The sequence below is a fragment of the Pseudomonas lini genome, from assembly GCF_964063345.1.
Lineage (GTDB): Bacteria > Pseudomonadota > Gammaproteobacteria > Pseudomonadales > Pseudomonadaceae > Aquipseudomonas > Aquipseudomonas lini_B.
The window spans coordinates 6,029,507-6,049,076 of the sequence record NZ_OZ061318.1 but is presented as its reverse complement, the minus strand read 5'-3'; the positions used below and the strand labels follow the sequence as shown (position 1 = coordinate 6,049,076).

Genomic DNA, 19,570 nt, shown 5'->3' with positions numbered 1-19,570 from the left:
TATTCCCGTGGCGCTCTCTTAATGGAACGCCTGAATCGTTGCACCTTGAAAATGGTATTAACCGTGAATAACAATTTAATTTGCGTGAATGTTCTTCGCCGTGAGGAACATCGATCTACGGATGCACTTGGCATATATGCAAATGCACTGGCACAACTGGGTCGCGAGTCTGTCTTTATTCTTGAATCACTTTCCGGTCCAAGCCGTGATCGCAGGGCGACGATCATCGGGCTCGACCCCCTTTTCGAAGTTTGCATCGATGAGGGCCAGGCACAATTGCGAGGGTGCCCTGCGCTTTGTGACCATTTGTCCGTCAGCCTGACACAACTGGGCGTGCAGATAGATCATGAGTACAAAATCCATCTACCGGACAGCGAGGCCGCGTGGAGCCTGCTCAGGGCTATTCAGGCTATGTTCCAGCCTGCGCCTGATGCCCCTTGCAGCCTGGCGTTCTTTGGCTATTTCTCCTACGACTGTGTTCGCCTGATTGAGCGGCTACCCGATCTGGCCGAACAGACCTATAGCTACCCACTCATCGCCCTTTCGGTCTATCAGACACTGGTTTATTTCCACAGCAATGGCGTTGTCGAAACCCTGATCAACAACCACCCCCTGTGGGCGCGCCGTACCTTGGAGGATTACCCTTTCCTGGCCACAACCCCAGCGTCCGAGGCGTTGGATCTGCCACCGTATCCAGAGACATTCGAGGAAATCCGCACGGTCAACCCGGAGCAATTCTTCGAACGTGTCGAAGTAGCGATGGAGCACATCCGCGCTGGCGACGTCTATCAGATCCAGCTGGGCCATGAGATTCGCATCCGCTCGAAGGTTTCGCCGTTCGATGTGTACCAGAACCTGCGACTTCGCAACCCCTCTCCTTACATGTACCTGGCCCATGTGGGCGGTATCGACCTGATCGGTGCCAGTCCTGAGCTGTTCGTCAGGATCAAGGACGATTTGATAGAGATGCGTCCGATCGCCGGTACTGTCGGCAAGAAGCCCGGCGTCGATCCCACCCAGTTGGTCCTGGAGTTGACCCGCTCGGAGAAGGAACGCGCCGAGCACCTGATGCTGATCGACCTGTGTCGCAATGATATCGGTCGCGTATGCCAGGCCGGCTCGCTGGAAGTCGATGAGTTCATGTTGGTGGAGGAGTACTCGCACCTCTATCACATGGTGTCGAACGTTCGCGGCCTGCTCCGCCCCGGCCTGGATGCCTATGACGTGATCAAGGCCTCGTTCCCCGCTGGAACCATGTCCGGCGCTCCCAAGGTAAGAGCGATGGAGCTGATCGAGGGGATGGAGAGCAACCGCCGGGGTATCTACGCCGGAGCCTTGGGCTTGGTGGGTTTCGATGGCAGCGTCAATACCGCCTTGTGCATACGCTCAACGGTCTTCGACGAGGGTACCTACCACTTGCGGGCATCCGCCGGGGTGGTCGCCGACTCGGTACCCGAGATGGAGTGGAAAGAGACGTTGTACAAGATGGGTTCTGTATACCGCGCGGTGACCGGCAAGGAGATCGGACTGTGAAAGTATTCCTGATCGATGCCTACGACAGCTTCGTCTTTATCATCAGCCAGTACCTGGAACAACTGGGGCTGGAAACTCGCGTCGAACGTCACGACGTGCCGGACCTCATCCAGCGCATTGAGGCTTTCTCGCCGGATTTCTGCGTGCTGGGCCCTGGACCTGGGCATCCGGCCGACGTTGGCTACATTGAAGTGATCAGGCACTTGCAGGGGCGTTTACCGCTGCTGGGCGTTTGCCTGGGTCATCAGGCCATCGGCCTGGCCTTTGGTGCCCAGGTTTGCCGGGCTCCTCACGTGATGCACGGCAAGGTGAGCAAGATCGAAAACGATGGCAAGGGCGTCTATGACCACACGCAAGCACGCGCCATACAGGCCACCCGTTATCATTCGCTGATGATCAGCGACCAGCAGCTACCCGATTGCCTGGAGGTAACTTCGAGGTCCACGGATGATGGTTATGTGATGGGCGTGCGTCATCGCCTCCTGCCGGTGGAGGGGGTGCAGTTTCACCCTGAAAGCATCCTGACCGAAAACGGTCTGGAGCTGTTCCGCAGTTTCATCAGGTGTTACGTGCACCAGTGATCTGCCAAGAGGGGCGCACGCCCCTTCTTTTCCGTGCTCCGGTTGTTTCATTCCTGCTACCACAAGAGCGACTCGTTTATGGACAAACACAACTCCCCCGTCTGCGGCCGGACCCAGGCCGGGCGTGCCGCACCGCTGACTGCCTTCATGAGTCTTGCCAAGGATGCCGACCGTTAAATTCCACGTGAAGAACGCCGTGAGTAAACTCGGCGCCACTAATAAAACCGCAGCGGTGGTCAGGGCAGCCGTCCTGGGCATCATCAGTTGACCCGACTCATAGCTCACAAGGAGCGTCACCGTGTTTCCGATGGATATCTGGTTCACCTACACTACAGCCTGCGTACTGCTGGTCCTGTCTCCAGGCCCTGACAATCTTCTGGCGATAGGCCGCGGACTAAGCCAGGGGCGCCTGGCAGCCATCGTGTCAGGCCTGTCGTCTGGCATGGGCATCCTGTTTCACGTTACCACCGCTTCGCTAGGGCTGACGCTATTGATCCAGACATCGGCAGTCGCCTTCTGGGTCGTCAAACTGGTGGGGGCCGCCTACCTGCTCTGGCTCGGGGTCAAGGTGTTGCGCTCCAGAAGCCTGGTGACCTTCGCTCCCGCCGCGCGGCAGCCACTGCGCAGCATTTTACTCACAGGCTTCCTTTCGGCGGCGCTCAATCCCAAGCCAGGGTTTTTCGTACTGGCGTTCATCCCGCAATTCATCAATCCCACGCTCGGCTCGGTCACTGTACAGATGCTGGTCTACGGGTTCTGGTTCGCCCTGTTGACGGCCGTGGGGTTCTCGTTGATGGGCATCTTCGCCACGCGCCTGTCGCAATACATTTGTCAACGCCCGCGCCTTGCCAACGGCCTCAACCTCGGCGCGGGATTGACCTTCATCGTGTCAGGACTTTCCATCGCTGCTCTTAGCCAGAAATGAACGCTGAGTCATTAACGCCCGGGTATTGGACTGCTTGGGCGTTTTTCATCGCGTTTTCGCCTTACCGGGTCAGGGCTCGCAATACGGCTCGGTTGAGGCGACCGGGACGTACGCAGTAACAGACTGATTTCCTCTGCGCTGATCGCGCGGCTGAAAAAATGACCCTGAATTTCATCGCAACCGTTTTCACGCAGGAAGGTTTGCTGTTCTTCGGTTTCGACACCTTCGGCAATGACCTTGAGGTTCAGTTTGTGCCCCAACGAAATCACTGCGGTGGCGATGGCTTTGTCGTTCTCGTTGTCGGGCAGATCACGCACGAAAGACTGGTCGATCTTGAGTCTCGCGATCGGGAAGCTTTTCAATGCTGCGAGGCTGGAGTAGCCGGTGCCGAAGTCGTCAATCGAGAGACTGATCCCCATTGATTGCAGTTCCTTCATTTTGCTGATGGCTTGCTGAAGGTCTTGCATGATCAGACTTTCGGTCAGCTCCAGCTCAAGGTACATCGGGTCCAGTCCGGTTTCTTGCAAGGCATGCCTCACCCGGTCGATCAGGTCCCTTTCGATGAACTGGCGTGCTGAAATATTCACCGACATGGTGATCGGCGGCCAGCCCGCATCCTGCCAGGCCTTGTTTTGTCTGCACGCGGTATGAATCACCCAGTCGCCGATGGGCACGATCAACCCGGTCTCTTCGGCCTGCGGAATGAATTTGATTGGAGACACCATGCCAAGCTCGGGATGCTGCCAGCGGATCAGTGCCTCTACGCCGATAATCTGACCTGACTGCAAATCCACCTGTGGCTGGTATAGCAGCAGGAACTCATCATGGTTGAGTGCGTTTCGAAGCCCGTCTTGCATGGCGAGCTTGCCCTGATCCTTATTATTCATCTCGCTCGTATAGAACTGGTAACTGTTGCGACCCAGCTCCTTGGCACGGTACATGGCGGCGTCCGCATTGCTGAGCAACGTCTCGGTATCGCTGCCGTCGGCAGGGTAAGTGGCCAACCCCATGCTGCAGGTGACGTGGAGTGTATGTCCGCTGAGCTGAATCGGCCGCAGGATGGCTTCCTGGATTTTGTGCAGGACTTGAGTAACGCCGTCGAGGTCTGAGGGCTGGTCAAACAGGATGATTACAAACTCGTCGCCTCCCAGTCGCACGACGGTGTCGGTGCGTCGTACACACTCCAGCATGCGCTGAGCGACGGTTTTCAGCAGTTCGTCTCCAGCACTGTGCCCAAGGCTGTCATTCACCAGTTTGAATTTGTCCAGATCGAGAAACACCACCGTCACCAGCCGGCTATAGCGCTGAGCATAAAGTATTGCCTGCTTGAGACGGTCTTCGAGCAGTGTGCGATTCGGCAGCCCGGTGAGTGCGTCATGGTCGCCCATATAGCGAATGCGCTTTTCGGTCAGTTGGCGTTCTATCGCAATACCGGCAAGCGGTGTCGCCATGTCGATCAGTCGCGTCTCGGTCGAGCTAGGGCTGCGTACGGTGCTGGAATACAAGGCAAACGTACCCAGTACCTTTCGCTCATGGGACAGAATCGGCGTCGACCAACAGGCGCGAAATCCATAGGGCGCAGCGACTGAACGGTACTCCTCCCACAGCGGATCCAGCTCGATATCCGTGACGATGACCGGTTCTCGTCGATACACCGCGGTGCCGCATGAACCGACGTTCGGACCAATCGCAATCCCGTCAATGAGCTGGTTATAGGCTTTCGGCAAACTGGGCGCAGCCCCGTGCAGCAAGTGCTTGCCATCCTCATCCAGCACCAGGATGGACACCATCATCCCCTCCAGTTGGGACTCGACCAGGTGAGCCAGGCTGTCGAGGACTTCTGCAAGCTCGGTGCTCCTGGCGATCAATTCCAGGACATGACCTTGTCCGGCACGGATGATGGCTTCTTGCTCTAATCGGCTGTTTTGCAACGCGAGCCGTTCTGTGGCGATACTCAATTGAACCGTTCTTTTTTCCAGCTGAAGTCGGTCTTTGAGGAATTGATTCACCGCGCGAGCCATGTTGCCGATCTCGTCCTTCCCATGTTCCGCCATCATCAAATGCGTTTTGTCAGTGCGTTCCTGACGCAATTGCCGGCTTATTTCATTCAGGCGTACGAGCACGTGACGGCCCATGAAAACCCGGGTCACAAACCAGGCGAACACCAGGCTGGCGCCCAACATGATCAGCACCCATTGCTGGCTACGATTTGAGGCCTCGACCAGGTGCTGCACGGCTTCGCGATAGTCTTCGGTGTAAGCACTGGATTGCGCACGGGCCACCGCGACCAGAACCCCGGCTTCATTCTTCAGTTCCTCATTGAAGCGTTGTATGACGCTGTACTGATTGATGAGTCTCAGGCGCAGGGAGAAGAGATCGGGCGTCTGCACATCAGCGTCGGGTAACTTGCCTGCGGTGCGTGACAGGCGCTCATATCGGACACGTAGCCGTTGCACGGCATCACCGTCAACAGCCTGCGGCAGATCGAAAAGTAACACCGCCAGTTCCAGGCTGGCCCGGGTCGGGGTCGCGGTTAACCGGGCGGTGTAATCCTCCAGGGTTTGCTCGAAGGTGACCTCGGTTTGCAGCAGGCTTTCGCGCAGCTGCGCAACGATGTTGGCGGTATTGCGGAACATCTGACTCGACTGATGCATGTCGAGTATAGCCACGCCACTGTTCGCGGCAGTCAGCTGCTGCACCAGTTGATCAAGGGCTTCAAGCTGTTCGACGGTCGCCGCATAGCTTGAACGCAGGGTATCGGAGGAGCGGGTTGTCAGAAGCTGATCGGTCTGGCGTTCGATCAGCAAGGTACGCTGCAGCATGTCTTGCCCATCTTGCATGCGGACCAGTCGTTCATCCGTCAGCTGGCGGGTGGCGCTATTTGACGTGCGCAACGCGTAGACCGCAGTTGCACCACCCGCCAGGATCAGCAGCGCCAGCGTCAGAAACGCCAATGTGAACTGTGCGCGCAGCGATTGCGGCAATAGGTGGCGTCCGAGCCGGGAAGTAACGTCCAATGTCAGGGATTCCATTGGTGGCGATAGATGTCTCGATAGCCATTGTCAGGGTCGTACTGGAATTTTTTCCCGCCGTCGAAAGCGATATTGTCGGCATTGACCAAGTGAATCGGCGCTACGAAGCCGCTCACCGGCTGACCTGCAAACAGTCGGTTCAATTCATCCATCACTTGCCAGCCATGCAGGTTGAGCGGCTCGGCCACGGTAACGGTCTGGTAGGTTTTTGCCTGTATGCGCAAGAAAGCCGAAGCGCTGCCATCACCGGCAGACAACAGACTGATGCCGTCACTGGGTATTGCGGCGTTGGTCAATGAGGCAATCGAGTAGTCGAAATAGATATCGTTGATGGCCAGCGTATGGGTCCAGCGCTTTCCATAGTGCTGAAGCAGCTCCTTGGTGATCGCCGGCATCTTCTCGCCACTTTCGGAGATCGCGACATCGCGCACTTCCAGCAACGTACATTCCTGACAGGCCCGAATGACGTTTTCCATGGCCTTGGCTTTCGCCATCGCGATGCTGTACTTGGAGTCGGTCAGGATGACCACGCCGGCGTGTCCATTTGACTGTGCCACTGCCGCCATGGCCGTGAGGCGAGCCACTTCGAGCGGGTCGGTCGTGACATTCATGGCCACCGGCGTGCCGTCAATCGGCCCGGGGCGTGCCCCGGCGTGCCAGCCAACCACCGGCACACTCCTGTTGGCGAAGAGGATGAGCGCCGCGTTGTTCTCCAGGGCATCGGAGCCGCACAAAATGAGGCCATCGGGGTTCGCCGCCAGGGCATCGGAAAAGGCCTTTGCGCGCCCGGCCGATGATCCGGCGCCATCGAATATCTTCAGCGTCCAGCCCATCGCCTTGGCTGCCTCGCGAGCGCCCTGCGCGACCCCGACAATTCCTCCGTTACGCAAATCTTCTGCGACAAGGGCGATGCTCTTGCCCCGCAGCGCCTGCGGACCGGATTCAGGGCCGCTCCAGCGAACGGCTTCGAGGGTGGCCCTGGAAACGATTTCCTGCGCCTGAATCACCGTAACCGTGGCGTTTTCGACACCCGCTGCAGCTGGCACGTTCTGGCCGTATCCGGGAGTTGCCGTGAAAAGACAGAAGACCGTAATTGAAGCCATCCAGGGTAGCCAGGGCCTGAATATCCAGGGCCTGAGCAGACAGGTTCGATCACCGCATGCGATGCCGAGTCTGAAGCCGATGGCGCGATCATAGTCTGGCATGGCGTCCCTTTTTGCCAAAAGTGCAGTGTTCACCATCCGAAAGGATAGTCGGTTCTGCTGTCATCAGGCCTTTTCTCGGTAAAGTGCGCGAACTTTAGTCCTGAACATTCAGTAAATGGGACAAGATCCATGGCCCATGGACTTGATTCTGGGCGGGTTTGAAGGGGCTATCAAGAACACCCAGCTTAATAGGGATTGATAGGCAGGCCACGGGTTCCCGGCGAGTCGAAAGAACAACCGAAGTTTCGGTGCCGCCATATGAATCAAAGGAGGAGATTAACGTTTCCAGCGCAGCCAATCAGGCCGCAACAACTTTAAGTACGAATGAAGCATCGCCTGTTACGTGATGGGCCTCTCGCACCTCAGGCATCCCCTCAATGACCGACAATACCTTGGCATAGTGTTCCGTAGGGACGTATAGCCTAATGAATGCTGTCACCGGATAACCAATGGAATGGCTATCGAGTTCAGCTCGATATCCTCGCAGCACACCTCGATCTTCAAGCTTGCGAACTCGTTCGGCTGCAGCGGGCGTTGAGAGCCCCACTCGCCTTCCCAGTTCAGCAAAGCTCAAACGAGCGTCTACCTGAAGTTCTGCCAAAAGGCGTTTGTCCAAGCGATCGAGAGGTCTGTCAGTCATCGGCATTGAAAACATCGTTTGTTAGGTGGAGAGGCCTGCAAACCATCAAATCGCAATGGGATTCGCAGAGGTGAGCCATTCAAAATGGAGACCACGAAAAAGGAGAATCCTGTCATGTGGATCAAGGGAATACTACTAGGCTTGGCAATTGCTGCTCCCGTCGGGCCGATAGGCTTACTGTGTGTCCAAAATACTTTAAGAGGAGGATTCAAGGCAGGATTTACGACCGGGATGGGAGCGGCGACAGCTGATGCGGCCTATGCATTGACGGCTCTGTTTGGGCTGACTGGATTATTGACGCTGATCGGTGATACCCGATATTTACGGATAGCGGGTGCAGTTTTCTTTCTTTACTTGGCCTGGAAAACCTGGCGAAGAAAAGGTGGCGTCGACGTCGTTTCATCAACCACCCGGGATCTATGGGGTATGTACTCGACAACATGCCTGCTGACACTGTCCAACCCAATGACCATCCTTGGTTTCGTGACGCTTTTTGCTGGGCTGGGGGTCAGTCAATCAGACATGACAACTGGAGCACGGCTTGTGCTTGGGGTATTTCTTGGGTCTGCACTATGGTGGGCGGGCTTGGCGGGAGCATGCTCGTCAGTCGTGAAACGATTGAACGCCTCTTGGTTAAAGTGGATAGATTACACCTCAGCCTTCCTCCTGGTCGCCTTCGCGTTGACGCTGTTGTATCAAGGGCAGTGACCCGCGATCGTCACTGCCGAAAGTCGCTACTGCGTGAGCATGATCTCGACAGATATCCCTCACGCAACCGCGTTATCTGCCAGCTCCCAGCCTTCAGGCCGTAGCGTGTGCCAATCGCTGACCTGTTGATAGGCATGGCCGATGCGCAGAATCAGTGGTTCGGCGAATGCCCGACCCACAATCTGCATCGAAACCGGCATGCACTTTTCATCGAACCCGATGGGCAGCGCCACCGAACACAGGTTCAGCAAGTTGGCGAACCGCCCCAACAAGGCCAGTGGCGTGCCATATTCATCGACCTCATCCAACGGCACACTGCCAATAGCGTTAGTCGGGAAAGCGCAGGCGTCTATGTGGGTCATGGCCTCCTGCATGGCGTGCCGAGCGGTGCGGCGCTGATTGTGCAACTGGATATACGACGCTGCGTCGATGGCGCGACCACTGAGTACGCGGCGTTGAACATGGGGGTCGAAACGCAGATCGTCGCGCTCGAACAAGCTACCCAGACTGGCGTAACCTTCGGCGCTCATCAGCCCACCCGCGATGCGCATGCACTGCTCCAACGACGTGGGTAGCGGTTGCTCGATCAGTTGCATGCCCAACGCGGCCAGTTGCTCGAGCCCCAAATCGTAAGCCTTGAGCACCCCGGGAGCGACATGCGCTCGTTCGGCCTTTGGCAACACCCAGATGCGTAAACCGGCTACCGACTGATTGAGACCGGCAGCGGCGCTGAATACAGGCGCCTGGGCCGAAACCGGATCCAGCGGGTCCGGGCCCAGCAGTGCATCCAGCATCCACGCCGCATCTTCAACTGTGTGGGTGATAGGCCCCACCGAATCCAGCGACGGACACAGTTCGATCAAGCCATGGCGACTGATAAGCCCACGCGTGGTTTTCAGCCCGACCAAGCCGCACATGCCCGCAGGAATCCGCACCGAGCCACCGGTGTCGGTGCCCAACGCAGCGCTTGCCAACCCACTGGCCACGGCCACTGCCGAGCCGCTGCTTGAGCCACCCGGAGCATGATGCACGTTGCGGTCCCACGGGTTCCACGGCGTGCCCATCACCGCGTTGGTACCCCAGCCACCGAAAGCGAATTCGACTGTGTGGGTCTTGCCAAGAATGATTGCTCCGGCACGCTCCAGGCGTTGCACTGCGGTGGCGGTCAACCTCGAAACACGCGGTGCCTGTGCCAATGACCCACCCGTGATGGCCTGGCCATCGATCTCGAACAAGTCCTTGATCGCCAGAGGAATGCCATGCAGCGGTCCCAGGCGTATGCCAGCCGCACGTTGACGATCCGCAGCGATGGCCGCATTGAGAGCTCGCGTGGGATAGGCCTCGACATAGGCATTGAGCTGCTCGTCAAAGTGCTCGATGCGCGCCAGTTGCGCACGAACCAGCGCTTCGCTAGTCAGCGATCCCGCATCCAGCGCCTGCTGCAACTGGGCAATGCTGTGGGAAGTAACTCGATCCATGGTGCTCATGTATTCAACCTCGCAGGGTTTTGCGCCCGCGTGAAAAGTGCTTTTCAAGCACACGCGACAGCATTGAAAGAGGGAAAGCGATAACAAAATAGAACAGCCCTACCAGCAGAAAGACATGCATGGGCAGGAAGGTTTCCGAAGCGATGGCCCGCGCAGCCAGCATCAGCTCTTCGGTAGCGATCAGGGCGCACAATGAGCTGTCCTTGAGGATCGACACATAGGCGTTGAGCAGTGGCGGCAACATGCCGCGAATCGCTTGCGGCAGGATGACTGACGTAAACGCTTTCAGCGGTGTCAGTCCGATGGCGATGGCGGCCTCGCGCTGGCCGCGATGCAGCGAATCCAGGCTGCCACGCAGGATTTCCGCGACGTAAGCGGCGCCCTGCAAACCCAGACCAATGACCCCGGCCCAATAGCCAGACAACGTCAATCCCAGGCTGGGCAACGCGAAATACAGGGCCAGCAACAATGCCAAAAGAGGTACGGCGCGCATGCTCTGAATAAAGTACGCGGCCGACCGTTTGAGGAGGACGCTCGGGCTTCTCATCGCCCAGGCCAATAACGCACCCAATATGGCCGCCAGAGCGAACCCCATCAGGGACAATTCGGCGCTGATCCGTGCACCGAGCAACAGGCGAGCGATCCAGTCGCTCCAGTACTCTGGGTATTGCTGAAAAAAACTGATCATCGCGCGCTCCCAAAATGACGTTCGAGCCGAATGAATCCCACACCGATCGGCAAAATCATCGCGGCGTAGATGCACATCACAGCCAAATAGATCAGTGAAGTCTGGAAGGTGGAGGTCACCAGATTGCGCGCCAGGAACATGATCTCCGGCACGGCGATGGCCGAGGCGATGGACGTGTCCTTGACCAGTTGCGTGACGTAGTTGGCGAACGCCGGCAACGTTACGCGCAGGGCCTGGGGCAAGAGGATGCAACGCAGAATCTGCATCCGGCTCAGGCCGACAGCCAGCCCGGCTTCATGCTGACCGACATGCAGCGACTGCAAGCCGCTACGGAAAATATCGGCCAACACCGCGCTGCCCACCAGACTCAAGCCAACGATGGCGGCCAGCCACGCGGGCAAGTTGATGCCAAGATAGGAGAGACCGAAATAAATCAGGAACAGATGCGCCAGAGCGGGAACATTGCGCATCCATTCAATGAAACAGCCGATCGCCCCATGCAACAACCGTGACCGACCGAACGTCAGCAACACCGCCAGGACTATTCCGCCGGCACTCGCCAGCAGCAAGGAACACAGCGCGATTTCCAGGGCGGTGAGCGCGCCTTTCAACAACAGGGGCAGTAGCCCGAGAAAGACCTCGAAGTTCGCCATCAAGCGCCCTCCATGGCCATGCGTCCAAGAAAGCTGCGGGTGCGCTCATGGCTGGGGTTGTCGATTACCTGTGCCGAAGGCCCTTGCTCGACAATGTGTCCGCCGTCCATGAAGATCACCCGATCCGCCACATCCCGAGCGAATCGCACTTCGTGGGTCACCATGATCATGGTGCGGCCCTCATGCGCCAGCTCACGAATCACGGCCAGTACTTCACCCACCAGTTCGGGGTCCAGCGCCGAGGTCGGTTCGTCGAACAGAATGACTTTAGGTTGTTGAGCCAACGCACGGGCGATAGCGACCCGCTGTTGCTGCCCGCCGGACAATTGCTCGGGATAGACCTCGGCCTTGTGCCGCAGATGGACTTTTTCCAACATGGCATCAGCCAGCTCATAGGCCTGCTTGCGCGGCGTACCCTGTGCCTTGATCGGCCCCAGCGCGACATTGTCGCGTACGCTCAGATGCGGCCAGAGATAGAAGAGCTGGAACACCATCGCGATCTCGCGTCGCTGCGGAGCCATTTCCCGATCACTCATCAGACGTATGCGTTTACCGTCCTTGATCTGCCCGATCAACTCGTCGCCCAGCCAGATATCGCCTCGAGTGGGTTTTTCCAGGTAATTGATGCAACGCAGGCAAGTGGACTTTCCCGACCCGCTGGGGCCGATCAATGACAGGGTTTCACCGGCTTTCAATTCCAGGTTGATACCCTTGAGCACTTCCAGATCACCATAACTTTTGTGCAGGTCATGCACTCGCAGCAACGCAGGTTCGGACGGGGTCGACATCTTGGTTAACCTCTTTTTGTTATAGACATGGCGATGAATCGGCACGGGGCATCAGGCCGATTCATCCGCTCAAGCGCTTACTGGCAGCCGGGCAGTTTCCAGTCCGCCGGGCGGTCGACACCAAGCCTCAGATCCTTGCCTTCCGGCACATACCAGACATCCTGAGTCAGACCGTAGCGGGCACCGATCTTGCGCATTTCACAGCTTTTCCAGAGAGCCTGGATCTGCTCGTTCACGGCCGCCACCAGCTGCGGATTGGCCCCTTTATTGAAGCCGTACACCACCTGGCCCAGACCCGTCAGCAGGGGGAAATTCGGATCGTTATCCGTGAAAGCGTTGAAGTGCAGGTGCCACTGCTCGTTGCGGAAAATGGCGTATTGCATGACCGGAGGATCGCCGATCACTGCATCGATGCGCCCGGCGAGGAGATCGCGCACAGCGGCATCGGATGTGTCGTACAGCGCCACTTGTAGCCCCTCGATCTTGCGCATCTCAGGGATGAACGAGAAACCCGTGATGGTGCCGACCTTCTTGCCCTGCAAATCTTTGAGGCTGCTCCAGTTGGTCTTGTCGGTCTGGGTGATGCCGTTCTTGAAATAGTGAATCGGATCGCTCACGGTCATGATCTTCGCGCGCTGCTCGGTCCAGCCCATGGTGCCGGCCATGACATCCACACGTTTAGCCTGCACCGAGGCGATGGTGCCGGCCCAGTCCATCAACGCAGGTTTAACTTTCAAACCCAGCTTCTCGGAAATTTGTTGAAGGATTTCACCGTCGTAGCCGACCATTCGACTGTCTTGATAACCGGTCCCCGGCATATCGCCACTGAACGCAATAGTCAGGCTTCCCGGCTCTACCGTTTCCAGTGCGAATGCCGGTACCGAGGCCAGCATGGATACCAGCAGACCCGCATAGATACCGGCAATACGTTGAACGTTGGGCTTCTTCATCACGTGCTCCTCGATTGTTTTTTTATGAACAGCATGGTGTTGGGCAGGCGCTCATCGTATGGTGATCGGCGGTATAACTGGTTGGATGGTTTGCATGAATGATTGAACATTTGCGACATTTCGGAGACGTACTGCCCAAGGCCTCCAGCGAAAGCCTCGTGGAAGGGCTTGATAATGGCCAGGCACGAAATCCGCCAAAGCGACGCGGCGCCACTGAGTTATCTATTGGCATTGTGTTGTGGCCGCGCTTCCCCTTGCTGTCACTGTCAGGGCTGACCGATGCGCTGCGACATGCCGCCGATACGGGCGATCAGAGCCGTCCGATACGCTGCCAATGGAAAGTACTGGGTACCCCTGGGCAAAGAGTCATTTCCAGCTGCGGACTGGATGTGCCTATCGACAGTGAGCTCACCAATCCTCATCAATTTGATTACATCGTGGTGATTGGTGGGCTGCTTGATTCCCTTGAGGCTGCACCAAAGACGTATCCGGCATTTCTGCTTCAGGCAGCAGCCGCTAACGTGCCGTTGATCGGTCTATGCACGGGCAGCTTCGTGCTCGCTCGACATGGCTTGATGGAGGGACGTACTGCTTGCGTACATGCCTACCATTGCGACGACTGGAAACGTCTGTTCCCCAGATTGCGCTTTGTCAGCAACAGTGACTTCCTCATCGACAAGGATCGGATCACCTGCGCAGGCGGTATCTCGGTAATTGAGTTGGCCATTCATCTTATTGGGGTGCATTGCGGCCCGGATCGGGCCGGCAAAGTTGTTCATCAGATGACGGTCGCAAAAAGCAGTTCCGGCAGTTTCGTCGACCGGCGAAAGGCTCTTGGCTACGCCAGCTCTTCGAACAGGCGTCTGCACGAAGCCGTGATGCTGATGGAAAAGCACATGACCGAACCCTTGGACATTGACTCAATCGCAAACCTTGTCGGTACCAGTAAACGGCAACTTGAGCGGCTGTTTGTCGCCGAAACCAGTAACACGCCAGCCCAATTCTACCGCCAGGTTCGACTCAGGTTTGGCCGATGGCTCCTCATCAGCTCGGATCGACATATAGGGGAAATCGCTTTCGAATGCGGGTTCGCCGACGCACCTCATTTCATTCGACATTTTCAGAACATGTTTGGCATGTCCCCCGGAAAATTGCGCAAAGAGTTGATGCGAAAAGCGACACAGTGACGCAATTACAAACTCGATCACCGGATAAAAGGATGGTGACGTTGTCTCTCACTCTGAGTGACTCGCCTAATAAAGCTTCAACAATGTTCGATCAACGATGGCGCTGAACGTCACAACGTTCAGCGCCCTCTCACCACTCCCTTCCTGTTTGAGAAGAAGCGTTAGATTGCCCTCGCTATCCGACAGTTGTTGCAGATTCGGGCTGATTGTCAGCCACTGTCATTTCAGGCGTTTATTTCCACCAATACTCGACCTGAAACCCTACGTTGGAGCCGTGCAGGTCTGTACCAAACGAACCGGTATCAGACAACGCCGATCCCGGAGATTGCAAGATGGCGGCACGTTGCGCAGCCTTGTTCCAGGTTGCGTAGGTGTAATACAGACGAAATTCCGGCCGGTCCCAGAATCCCGTGCCCTTCGGAGACCAAGTCGGCGCGATGGTGTACTTAGTGAGTTTTCGGGTACCGTCTGCGGCTTCAACCTGGTCGCGCCCAACTTCTGTGATCAACTTGAACTGATCCGTGAACGCATAAATTGGCCGAACACCAATGGATAACCAGTTCTGATCATCACCATCAGGGCGCGTGTCTTTTTGATAGACCAATTCAACTTGACCACTGAAAGCATGAGTCATTTGCCAGTCGAAAAACTCCACCAGCCGCCAGCTCTTGTTGCTCTCATCCAACGTGGTATCACCGGTGTAGCCCAATGCGGTGCCCGGCCCTCGGCCGTATTGAACAGCGAACTTGTTGACTCCGCCGAGAAACGCGACCTGCTTGTGCTGGGCAACCACCGACCAGCCCTGATGAGCATTCTCGCGGCTCGGCTTATCCAGATAACTGACGCCCAGCTGAACCTCGCCACCGGGATTTGTGTTGAATCCGCTGACGGTCACATCATGACGGGTAACAAAATCCTTTTGGAAGACGTTGTCTTTGCGTGAGAACACGTAGCTGTATTTCAGATCTCCCAATGCGACTTGATCGAACCCAAAGCCCGTTGAGCTTTGGTTCCAGTAGAAGTAGTCGGAAATATTGATGTCATTTCGGTTGTAGTAACGACGGCCCGCCCAGAAAGAACCGCCATTCAATGCCGGCATCTTGCTCCACTCAGCGTAGAGCTGGCTCATCCGCGTATAGCCGTGCTCCCCGTCAAATTTTGGTTCATGGCCATACTCGTTATAAAACTGTGCCATGCCTTCCACGCTGACCACCGAGCCGTCGTCCAGTGAAAGCAAATCCTGACGCAAATCCAGCTCCAGATATTGCTCACATTCGTTGCCAAGACGGTATTTGGATTGCGCGCCCGGTAGCTGAAAACACGACTGTTTCCCTCCTTGAGTCGAATCTCCTACTCCGGTTCGGAAATAACCACTGAAGTCTGTTGCATACGCGTCAACCGGCAAAAAGCCGACAGCAAAGGACGCACCCAGAACTGCGCTGAGAGTTTTAACGTTCATTCATAACACCTTTTGTTTGTTATATTTATTGGACAAGGCCGATAACACGAACAGCACGCTTTTGATTCGGGTACGCGACTCACTCCACGCACCGGTTTCCGACAGGGAAATACCAAGTTAAATCGAATAAAAAAGACACTGCATTACCTGAACCAAAAGCATGCGAAAAATCCAGGCAGTGCAAAGTGACCACGACGAACTAACGATAAGGCATTAGTCCCGTCCAATCTTATGAGGCTCTACCCCCGATGACGTCCTCGGAAGAAATCTATAAGACCCTGCGTCGAGGAATCATCAGCCGGTTGCGCGTCATAGCGAGTCAGGAGGCTATGGACGCTGTTGCTTAGCTCCTTGCCCAGTTCCACGCCCCATTGATCAAACGAGTTGACTCCCCAAATGACGCCCTGGACAAAGACCTTGTGCTCATAAAGGGCGATCAGCGCACCCAGGCTATGTGGATTGATGATCTCAAGAGCAACTGTATTGCTTGGCCGGTTACCGGGGATCACTTTATGCGGCGCCAGTCGTTCAATCTCACTGGATGAAAGGCCTTTGGCTTTTAGCTCTGCCTCAGCTTCACTGCGGGTTTTGCCCCACATCAGCGCTTGGCTTTGAGACAAGCAATTGGCGTACAGCCATTCCTGATGATCAGCCACTGGATTATGGCTGACCACAGGCACAATGAAGTCAGCTGGAATCAGAGGCGTTCCCTGATGCAGCAACTGGTGGTAAGCGTGTTGTCCGTTACACCCCACGCCGCCCCAGATTACCGGGCCCGTGCTACAGGACACTGACGTGCCGTCATGACGGACACTTTTGCCATTTGACTCCATGTCCATCTGCTGCAGATGCTTCACGAAGTTGCGCAGGTAATGGTCATAGGGCAAGAATGCATAACTTTGCGCCCCCCAAAAATTGTGATACCAAACGCCGAGTACCGCTAAAAGAACAGGAAGGTTCTGTTCCAATGGTTCGTTCAGGAAATGCTGATCCATCGCGTACGCGCCGGATAGCAGCTCCTTGAAGTTAGCGATGCCAATGGCCAGAGCAATCGGCAGGCCAATGGCAGACCATAGTGAGTAACGGCCACCGACCCAGTCCCACATAGGAAAAATGTTTGCTTCACGAATGCCGAAATCCAGCGCTGCCTGGCGATTACTTGTCACAGCAATGAAATGGCGATATAGCTTCTCTTCCGTCCCGCCCTTAGCCAAGTACCAGCTACGAGCAGCTTGTGCATTCTTCAAGGTTTCAAGCGTACCGAAGGTTTTGCTGGAGATGATGAACAGCGTTGTTTCTACATTCAGTCCGGCTGTAACCTCTCGGAATTCACTGCCGTCGATGTTAGCTAGATAATGGCACCGCACTCCATGCCGAGCAAAAGGCGCCAATGCCTCAGAGACAAGCTCCGGGCCCAGAAATGAGCCACCAATACCAATGTTTACGACATCGGTGATGACCTTGTCGTTGTAACCACGCCACAGATGGTTATGGATACGACTCACAACGTCAGTCATCTGCGCCAGGGCCCCATGCACATCGCGCATCAAGTTGCGACCATCGACCATCAAAGCATCCCCCACCGGTCGCCGCAGCGCGGTATGCAGCACTGGACGCCCTTCGGAGCAGTTGATTTTCTCTCCACTGAACATGGCACGCGCGGCCTGTTCCACGCCGGCCTCGCGAGCAAGGTTTACAAGCAATGAACGCGTCTCGTGAGTGATCAGGTTTTTGGAGTAATCCAAAAAAAGCCCGCAGCCCGCCAAGGAAAAATCTTGAAAGCGTTTACTGTCATCTCGAAAGGCATCGCGCATACTAAAATTTTTCATGCTCTCCCGATGGTCGAGCAGATTGCGCCATGCCGGCAGTGCAGTTACATCATTCGTTTTGTTGTAGTTATTCACGCTCAGTCCCTCTTCGCCAATACGGTTTGTGCCGTCTCAATCGACTCTTGTCTTGCCAAATTTAAGAATTTCGTAATTCTGCAAACGCAGAAGCGCCATCACAGGAACAAGCTCTGCATTTTGTAGTTACAACCAATTACCTGAAGAAAACAAAACCGAACGCGGGGCACTTAAGCAGAAAACACTGCAAACATACATATACGTGCACGACAAATGGAAACCAGGTGCTAGTCATTTAGCTTCAAAGTTATCCAGGCGGCGAGACGTGGACAAGAGCCAAATAATTCACGTCTGCACCGCTAGATCCTCAGGACGAAACCCTGAGTACAGTCATTTGAGAGCGCCGCAAGAATCTCGCTGGATTAAAGAGGGTTTCAATCTAATAGTCTGACGTTTACCCTCAGGTTGCTTGATACGCTTCAATAAAAGCTTCACAGCCTGGGCTCCGAGTTCCTCGAGAGGTTGCGCTACAACTGTCAGTCTTGGGCTAAAAGCATCCGCCCAGTCGAAATCGTCAAAGCCAACCAGCGCGATATCTTTTGGCACCTCAAGCCCCGCTTCACGAAGAGCCTGCATTGCACCAATGGTCATCAAGTTGTTTGCAGTCATTATTGCGGTGGGCGGGCGCTCTAGCGATAGCAAACGGCGAGTGGCTTCCATTGCCGGCGCAATCGCCGATTCACCACAGCAAACCAATTGATCTTCGTACTCAATTCCAGCGTCAGCTAAAGCCGCACGGTAGCCGTCAATTCGCTCATGAGAAGAAGACTGAGTCAATCGTCCGGATACCATCCCGATACGCCGATGACCAAGCTTAATCAAATGTGCAATCAACTCTTGAGAGGAGTGCTTATTCTCTACTCCCACCTGATCGAAAGATGTCGAGAGAAGTCGATCGATGAGAACCGTGGGTATCTTGTTGGCTTTTAAGTAATTAAATACTCGATTCTCTGGATCAAATTCCGAGGCGAGTACAATCCCGTCAACACGTCGCTCATGCAGTGCCTTGACCGCTTTGAGTTCCTGTTCCGGATCTCTTTGCGTATTGACCAGTATCATCATCAAACCGCTTTTCGCGCATGCCGCTTCGATGGCCCGTACTGTTTCACTGAAGTAATAGTTTGAAAGCGTAGCAATTGCCACACCGATGGCACCCGAACCCGAAGAGGAACGAGCCAGAGACCGAGCGAGTGAGTTTCGAATATAGCCTACGGACTCTACAGCCTGATTAACACTACGGACAGTGTCAGGATGTACTTTACGAGTACCGTTGAGTACATGAGATACCGTAGACATTGATACGTTCGCGGCTCTCGCGACATCGCTCATCTTTGCGCCCACTGTGCATCACTCCTTTCTCACGTGATTTGATGGATAGCGCTGAACTCATGTCCAGTTGCTACCTATTGTAAAGCTCACGGCGAGAAAATGCGTCGATGGCTCTCGGAATTGATGCCGGGACGAACCCGCAATTTCGTGAAAGACCCAGCGAGATGCGCAGCGCATCTGAAGTCTGTGAATCGAGATGGTGGAATCCGCTATGCAGCATAGCCGGGCACTCCTTTTTATTATCGTAGCGATCATCCTGCGAACCAATTTGATGGACGCAGCAGCGCTTGTTGAAAAAAGCATAGCCGAGACGAAAGCGCTTGCGCAAGCGCTTTTCTAACATCCTTTCCATGCTCTCTTTGATCGGGGCGTCCCTAGGGGATGGACAGGAAAGTGCTTTTTGGAGAATTCCCTGAACGAAAAGGAAAGCGCTTGCGCAAGCGCTTTCCTTTCGACTATGTTGCTCGAACAAGAACACCGATGAGAGGTTTCAACTGCCTC

18 protein-coding genes are annotated in these 19,570 nt (G+C 55.7%); 6 read left to right on the top strand and 12 right to left on the bottom strand.

The annotated features are described in order from the left end of the window. Positions 1 to 63 precede the first annotated feature (63 nt). The 4 genes from AB3226_RS27600 (at position 64) to AB3226_RS27585 (ending at position 3,039) form a co-directional block, all read left to right on the top strand. Positions 64 to 1,533 carry an anthranilate synthase component I family protein gene (locus AB3226_RS27600; RefSeq protein ID WP_367375863.1) on the top strand — a complete coding sequence of 490 codons (1,470 nt, stop codon included), beginning with the start codon at positions 64 to 66 and terminating at the stop codon, positions 1,531 to 1,533. Next, a complete protein-coding gene (locus AB3226_RS27595; protein WP_367375346.1) occupies positions 1,530 to 2,114 on the top strand; it encodes an aminodeoxychorismate/anthranilate synthase component II in 585 nt (194 codons plus the stop codon). Before AB3226_RS27600 ends, AB3226_RS27595 begins: the two co-directional genes overlap by 4 nt. Before the next feature lie 163 nt (positions 2,115 to 2,277). After that, the gene (locus AB3226_RS27590) at positions 2,278 to 2,382 is read left to right on the top strand and encodes a LuxR C-terminal-related transcriptional regulator (RefSeq protein ID WP_367375345.1); all 105 of its coding nucleotides are present in this window, start codon (positions 2,278 to 2,280) and stop codon (positions 2,380 to 2,382) included. A gap of 30 nt (positions 2,383 to 2,412) precedes the next feature. Further along, positions 2,413 to 3,039 (top strand): LysE family translocator, encoded by a 627-nt coding sequence (locus tag AB3226_RS27585; RefSeq protein WP_367375344.1) that lies wholly within the window; start codon positions 2,413 to 2,415, stop codon positions 3,037 to 3,039. Between the two features lie 11 nt (positions 3,040 to 3,050). On the opposite strand, the gene AB3226_RS27580 is transcribed toward AB3226_RS27585, so the two are convergent. The 3 genes from AB3226_RS27580 to AB3226_RS27570 form a co-directional block, all read right to left on the bottom strand. Beyond that, positions 3,051 to 6,071, bottom strand: coding sequence for an EAL domain-containing protein (locus AB3226_RS27580; RefSeq protein WP_367375343.1), 3,021 nt, complete (start codon positions 6,069 to 6,071; stop codon positions 3,051 to 3,053). After that, the gene (locus AB3226_RS27575; protein ID WP_367375862.1) at positions 6,059 to 7,078 is read right to left on the bottom strand and encodes a substrate-binding domain-containing protein; all 1,020 of its coding nucleotides are present in this window, start codon (positions 7,076 to 7,078) and stop codon (positions 6,059 to 6,061) included. The genes AB3226_RS27580 and AB3226_RS27575 overlap by 13 nt, the downstream gene beginning before the upstream one ends. Positions 7,079 to 7,574: 496 nt before the next feature. Beyond that, positions 7,575 to 7,922 carry an Lrp/AsnC family transcriptional regulator gene (locus tag AB3226_RS27570; RefSeq protein WP_367375342.1) on the bottom strand — a complete coding sequence of 116 codons (348 nt, stop codon included), beginning with the start codon at positions 7,920 to 7,922 and terminating at the stop codon, positions 7,575 to 7,577. Between the two features lie 78 nt (positions 7,923 to 8,000). On the opposite strand from AB3226_RS27570, the gene AB3226_RS27565 reads away from it, so the two are divergent. After that, the gene (locus AB3226_RS27565; protein WP_367375341.1) at positions 8,001 to 8,624 is read left to right on the top strand and encodes a LysE family translocator; all 624 of its coding nucleotides are present in this window, start codon (positions 8,001 to 8,003) and stop codon (positions 8,622 to 8,624) included. 59 nt (positions 8,625 to 8,683) lie between these two features. Here the strand turns inward: AB3226_RS27565 and AB3226_RS27560 are convergent, their stop codons facing one another. The 5 genes from AB3226_RS27560 to AB3226_RS27540 form a co-directional block, all read right to left on the bottom strand. Beyond that, positions 8,684 to 10,111, bottom strand: coding sequence for an amidase (locus tag AB3226_RS27560; protein WP_367375340.1), 1,428 nt, complete (start codon positions 10,109 to 10,111; stop codon positions 8,684 to 8,686). 4 nt (positions 10,112 to 10,115) lie between these two features. Next, the gene (locus AB3226_RS27555) at positions 10,116 to 10,799 is read right to left on the bottom strand and encodes an amino acid ABC transporter permease (protein WP_367375339.1); all 684 of its coding nucleotides are present in this window, start codon (positions 10,797 to 10,799) and stop codon (positions 10,116 to 10,118) included. Then, positions 10,796 to 11,452 carry an amino acid ABC transporter permease gene (locus AB3226_RS27550; RefSeq protein WP_367375338.1) on the bottom strand — a complete coding sequence of 219 codons (657 nt, stop codon included), beginning with the start codon at positions 11,450 to 11,452 and terminating at the stop codon, positions 10,796 to 10,798. Before AB3226_RS27550 ends, AB3226_RS27555 begins: the two co-directional genes overlap by 4 nt. Continuing rightward, positions 11,452 to 12,240 carry an amino acid ABC transporter ATP-binding protein gene (locus AB3226_RS27545; protein WP_367375337.1) on the bottom strand — a complete coding sequence of 263 codons (789 nt, stop codon included), beginning with the start codon at positions 12,238 to 12,240 and terminating at the stop codon, positions 11,452 to 11,454. Before AB3226_RS27545 ends, AB3226_RS27550 begins: the two co-directional genes overlap by 1 nt. Positions 12,241 to 12,317: 77 nt before the next feature. Further along, positions 12,318 to 13,190 carry a substrate-binding periplasmic protein gene (locus tag AB3226_RS27540; RefSeq protein ID WP_367375336.1) on the bottom strand — a complete coding sequence of 291 codons (873 nt, stop codon included), beginning with the start codon at positions 13,188 to 13,190 and terminating at the stop codon, positions 12,318 to 12,320. 98 nt (positions 13,191 to 13,288) lie between these two features. On the opposite strand from AB3226_RS27540, the gene AB3226_RS27535 reads away from it, so the two are divergent. After that, positions 13,289 to 14,377 (top strand): GlxA family transcriptional regulator, encoded by a 1,089-nt coding sequence (locus AB3226_RS27535; protein ID WP_367375335.1) that lies wholly within the window; start codon positions 13,289 to 13,291, stop codon positions 14,375 to 14,377. A 232-nt stretch (positions 14,378 to 14,609) separates the two neighbouring features. On the opposite strand, the gene AB3226_RS27530 is transcribed toward AB3226_RS27535, so the two are convergent. The 4 genes from AB3226_RS27530 to AB3226_RS27515 all read right to left on the bottom strand — a co-directional run bounded on the left by AB3226_RS27530 (position 14,610) and on the right by AB3226_RS27515 (position 19,421). Next, entirely contained in the window at positions 14,610 to 15,836 is a 1,227-nt protein-coding gene (locus AB3226_RS27530) for a maltoporin (protein ID WP_367375334.1), read from the bottom strand. A 239-nt stretch (positions 15,837 to 16,075) separates the two neighbouring features. Next, on the bottom strand, positions 16,076 to 17,740 hold the full coding sequence (pgi, locus tag AB3226_RS27525) for a glucose-6-phosphate isomerase (RefSeq protein ID WP_367375333.1): 1,665 nt from the start codon (positions 17,738 to 17,740) through the stop codon (positions 16,076 to 16,078). A 330-nt stretch (positions 17,741 to 18,070) separates the two neighbouring features. Next, a complete protein-coding gene (locus AB3226_RS27520; protein ID WP_367375332.1) occupies positions 18,071 to 19,081 on the bottom strand; it encodes a LacI family DNA-binding transcriptional regulator in 1,011 nt (336 codons plus the stop codon). 58 nt (positions 19,082 to 19,139) lie between these two features. Beyond that, the gene (locus tag AB3226_RS27515; protein WP_367375331.1) at positions 19,140 to 19,421 is read right to left on the bottom strand and encodes a hypothetical protein; all 282 of its coding nucleotides are present in this window, start codon (positions 19,419 to 19,421) and stop codon (positions 19,140 to 19,142) included. Between the last annotated feature and the right edge of the window lie 149 nt (positions 19,422 to 19,570).

What these genes read in the sequence shown, in the direction of transcription:
- AB3226_RS27545 (WP_367375337.1), bottom strand. Translation starts at nt 12,240, where the DNA reads ATGTCGACCCCGTCCGAACCTGCGTTGCTGCGAGTGCATGACCTGCAC.
- AB3226_RS27570 (WP_367375342.1), bottom strand. Translation starts at nt 7,922, where the DNA reads ATGCCGATGACTGACAGACCTCTCGATCGCTTGGACAAACGCCTTTTG.
- AB3226_RS27515 (WP_367375331.1), bottom strand. Translation starts at nt 19,421, where the DNA reads ATGGAAAGGATGTTAGAAAAGCGCTTGCGCAAGCGCTTTCGTCTCGGC.
- AB3226_RS27530 (WP_367375334.1), bottom strand. Translation starts at nt 15,836, where the DNA reads ATGAACGTTAAAACTCTCAGCGCAGTTCTGGGTGCGTCCTTTGCTGTC.
- AB3226_RS27555 (WP_367375339.1), bottom strand. Translation starts at nt 10,799, where the DNA reads ATGATCAGTTTTTTTCAGCAATACCCAGAGTACTGGAGCGACTGGATC.
- AB3226_RS27535 (WP_367375335.1), top strand. Translation starts at nt 13,289, where the DNA reads ATGATTGAACATTTGCGACATTTCGGAGACGTACTGCCCAAGGCCTCC.
- AB3226_RS27590 (WP_367375345.1), top strand. Translation starts at nt 2,278, where the DNA reads ATGCCGACCGTTAAATTCCACGTGAAGAACGCCGTGAGTAAACTCGGC.
- AB3226_RS27565 (WP_367375341.1), top strand. Translation starts at nt 8,001, where the DNA reads ATGGAGACCACGAAAAAGGAGAATCCTGTCATGTGGATCAAGGGAATA.
- AB3226_RS27580 (WP_367375343.1), bottom strand. Translation starts at nt 6,071, where the DNA reads ATGGAATCCCTGACATTGGACGTTACTTCCCGGCTCGGACGCCACCTA.
- AB3226_RS27550 (WP_367375338.1), bottom strand. Translation starts at nt 11,452, where the DNA reads ATGGCGAACTTCGAGGTCTTTCTCGGGCTACTGCCCCTGTTGTTGAAA.
- AB3226_RS27540 (WP_367375336.1), bottom strand. Translation starts at nt 13,190, where the DNA reads ATGAAGAAGCCCAACGTTCAACGTATTGCCGGTATCTATGCGGGTCTG.
- AB3226_RS27560 (WP_367375340.1), bottom strand. Translation starts at nt 10,111, where the DNA reads ATGAGCACCATGGATCGAGTTACTTCCCACAGCATTGCCCAGTTGCAG.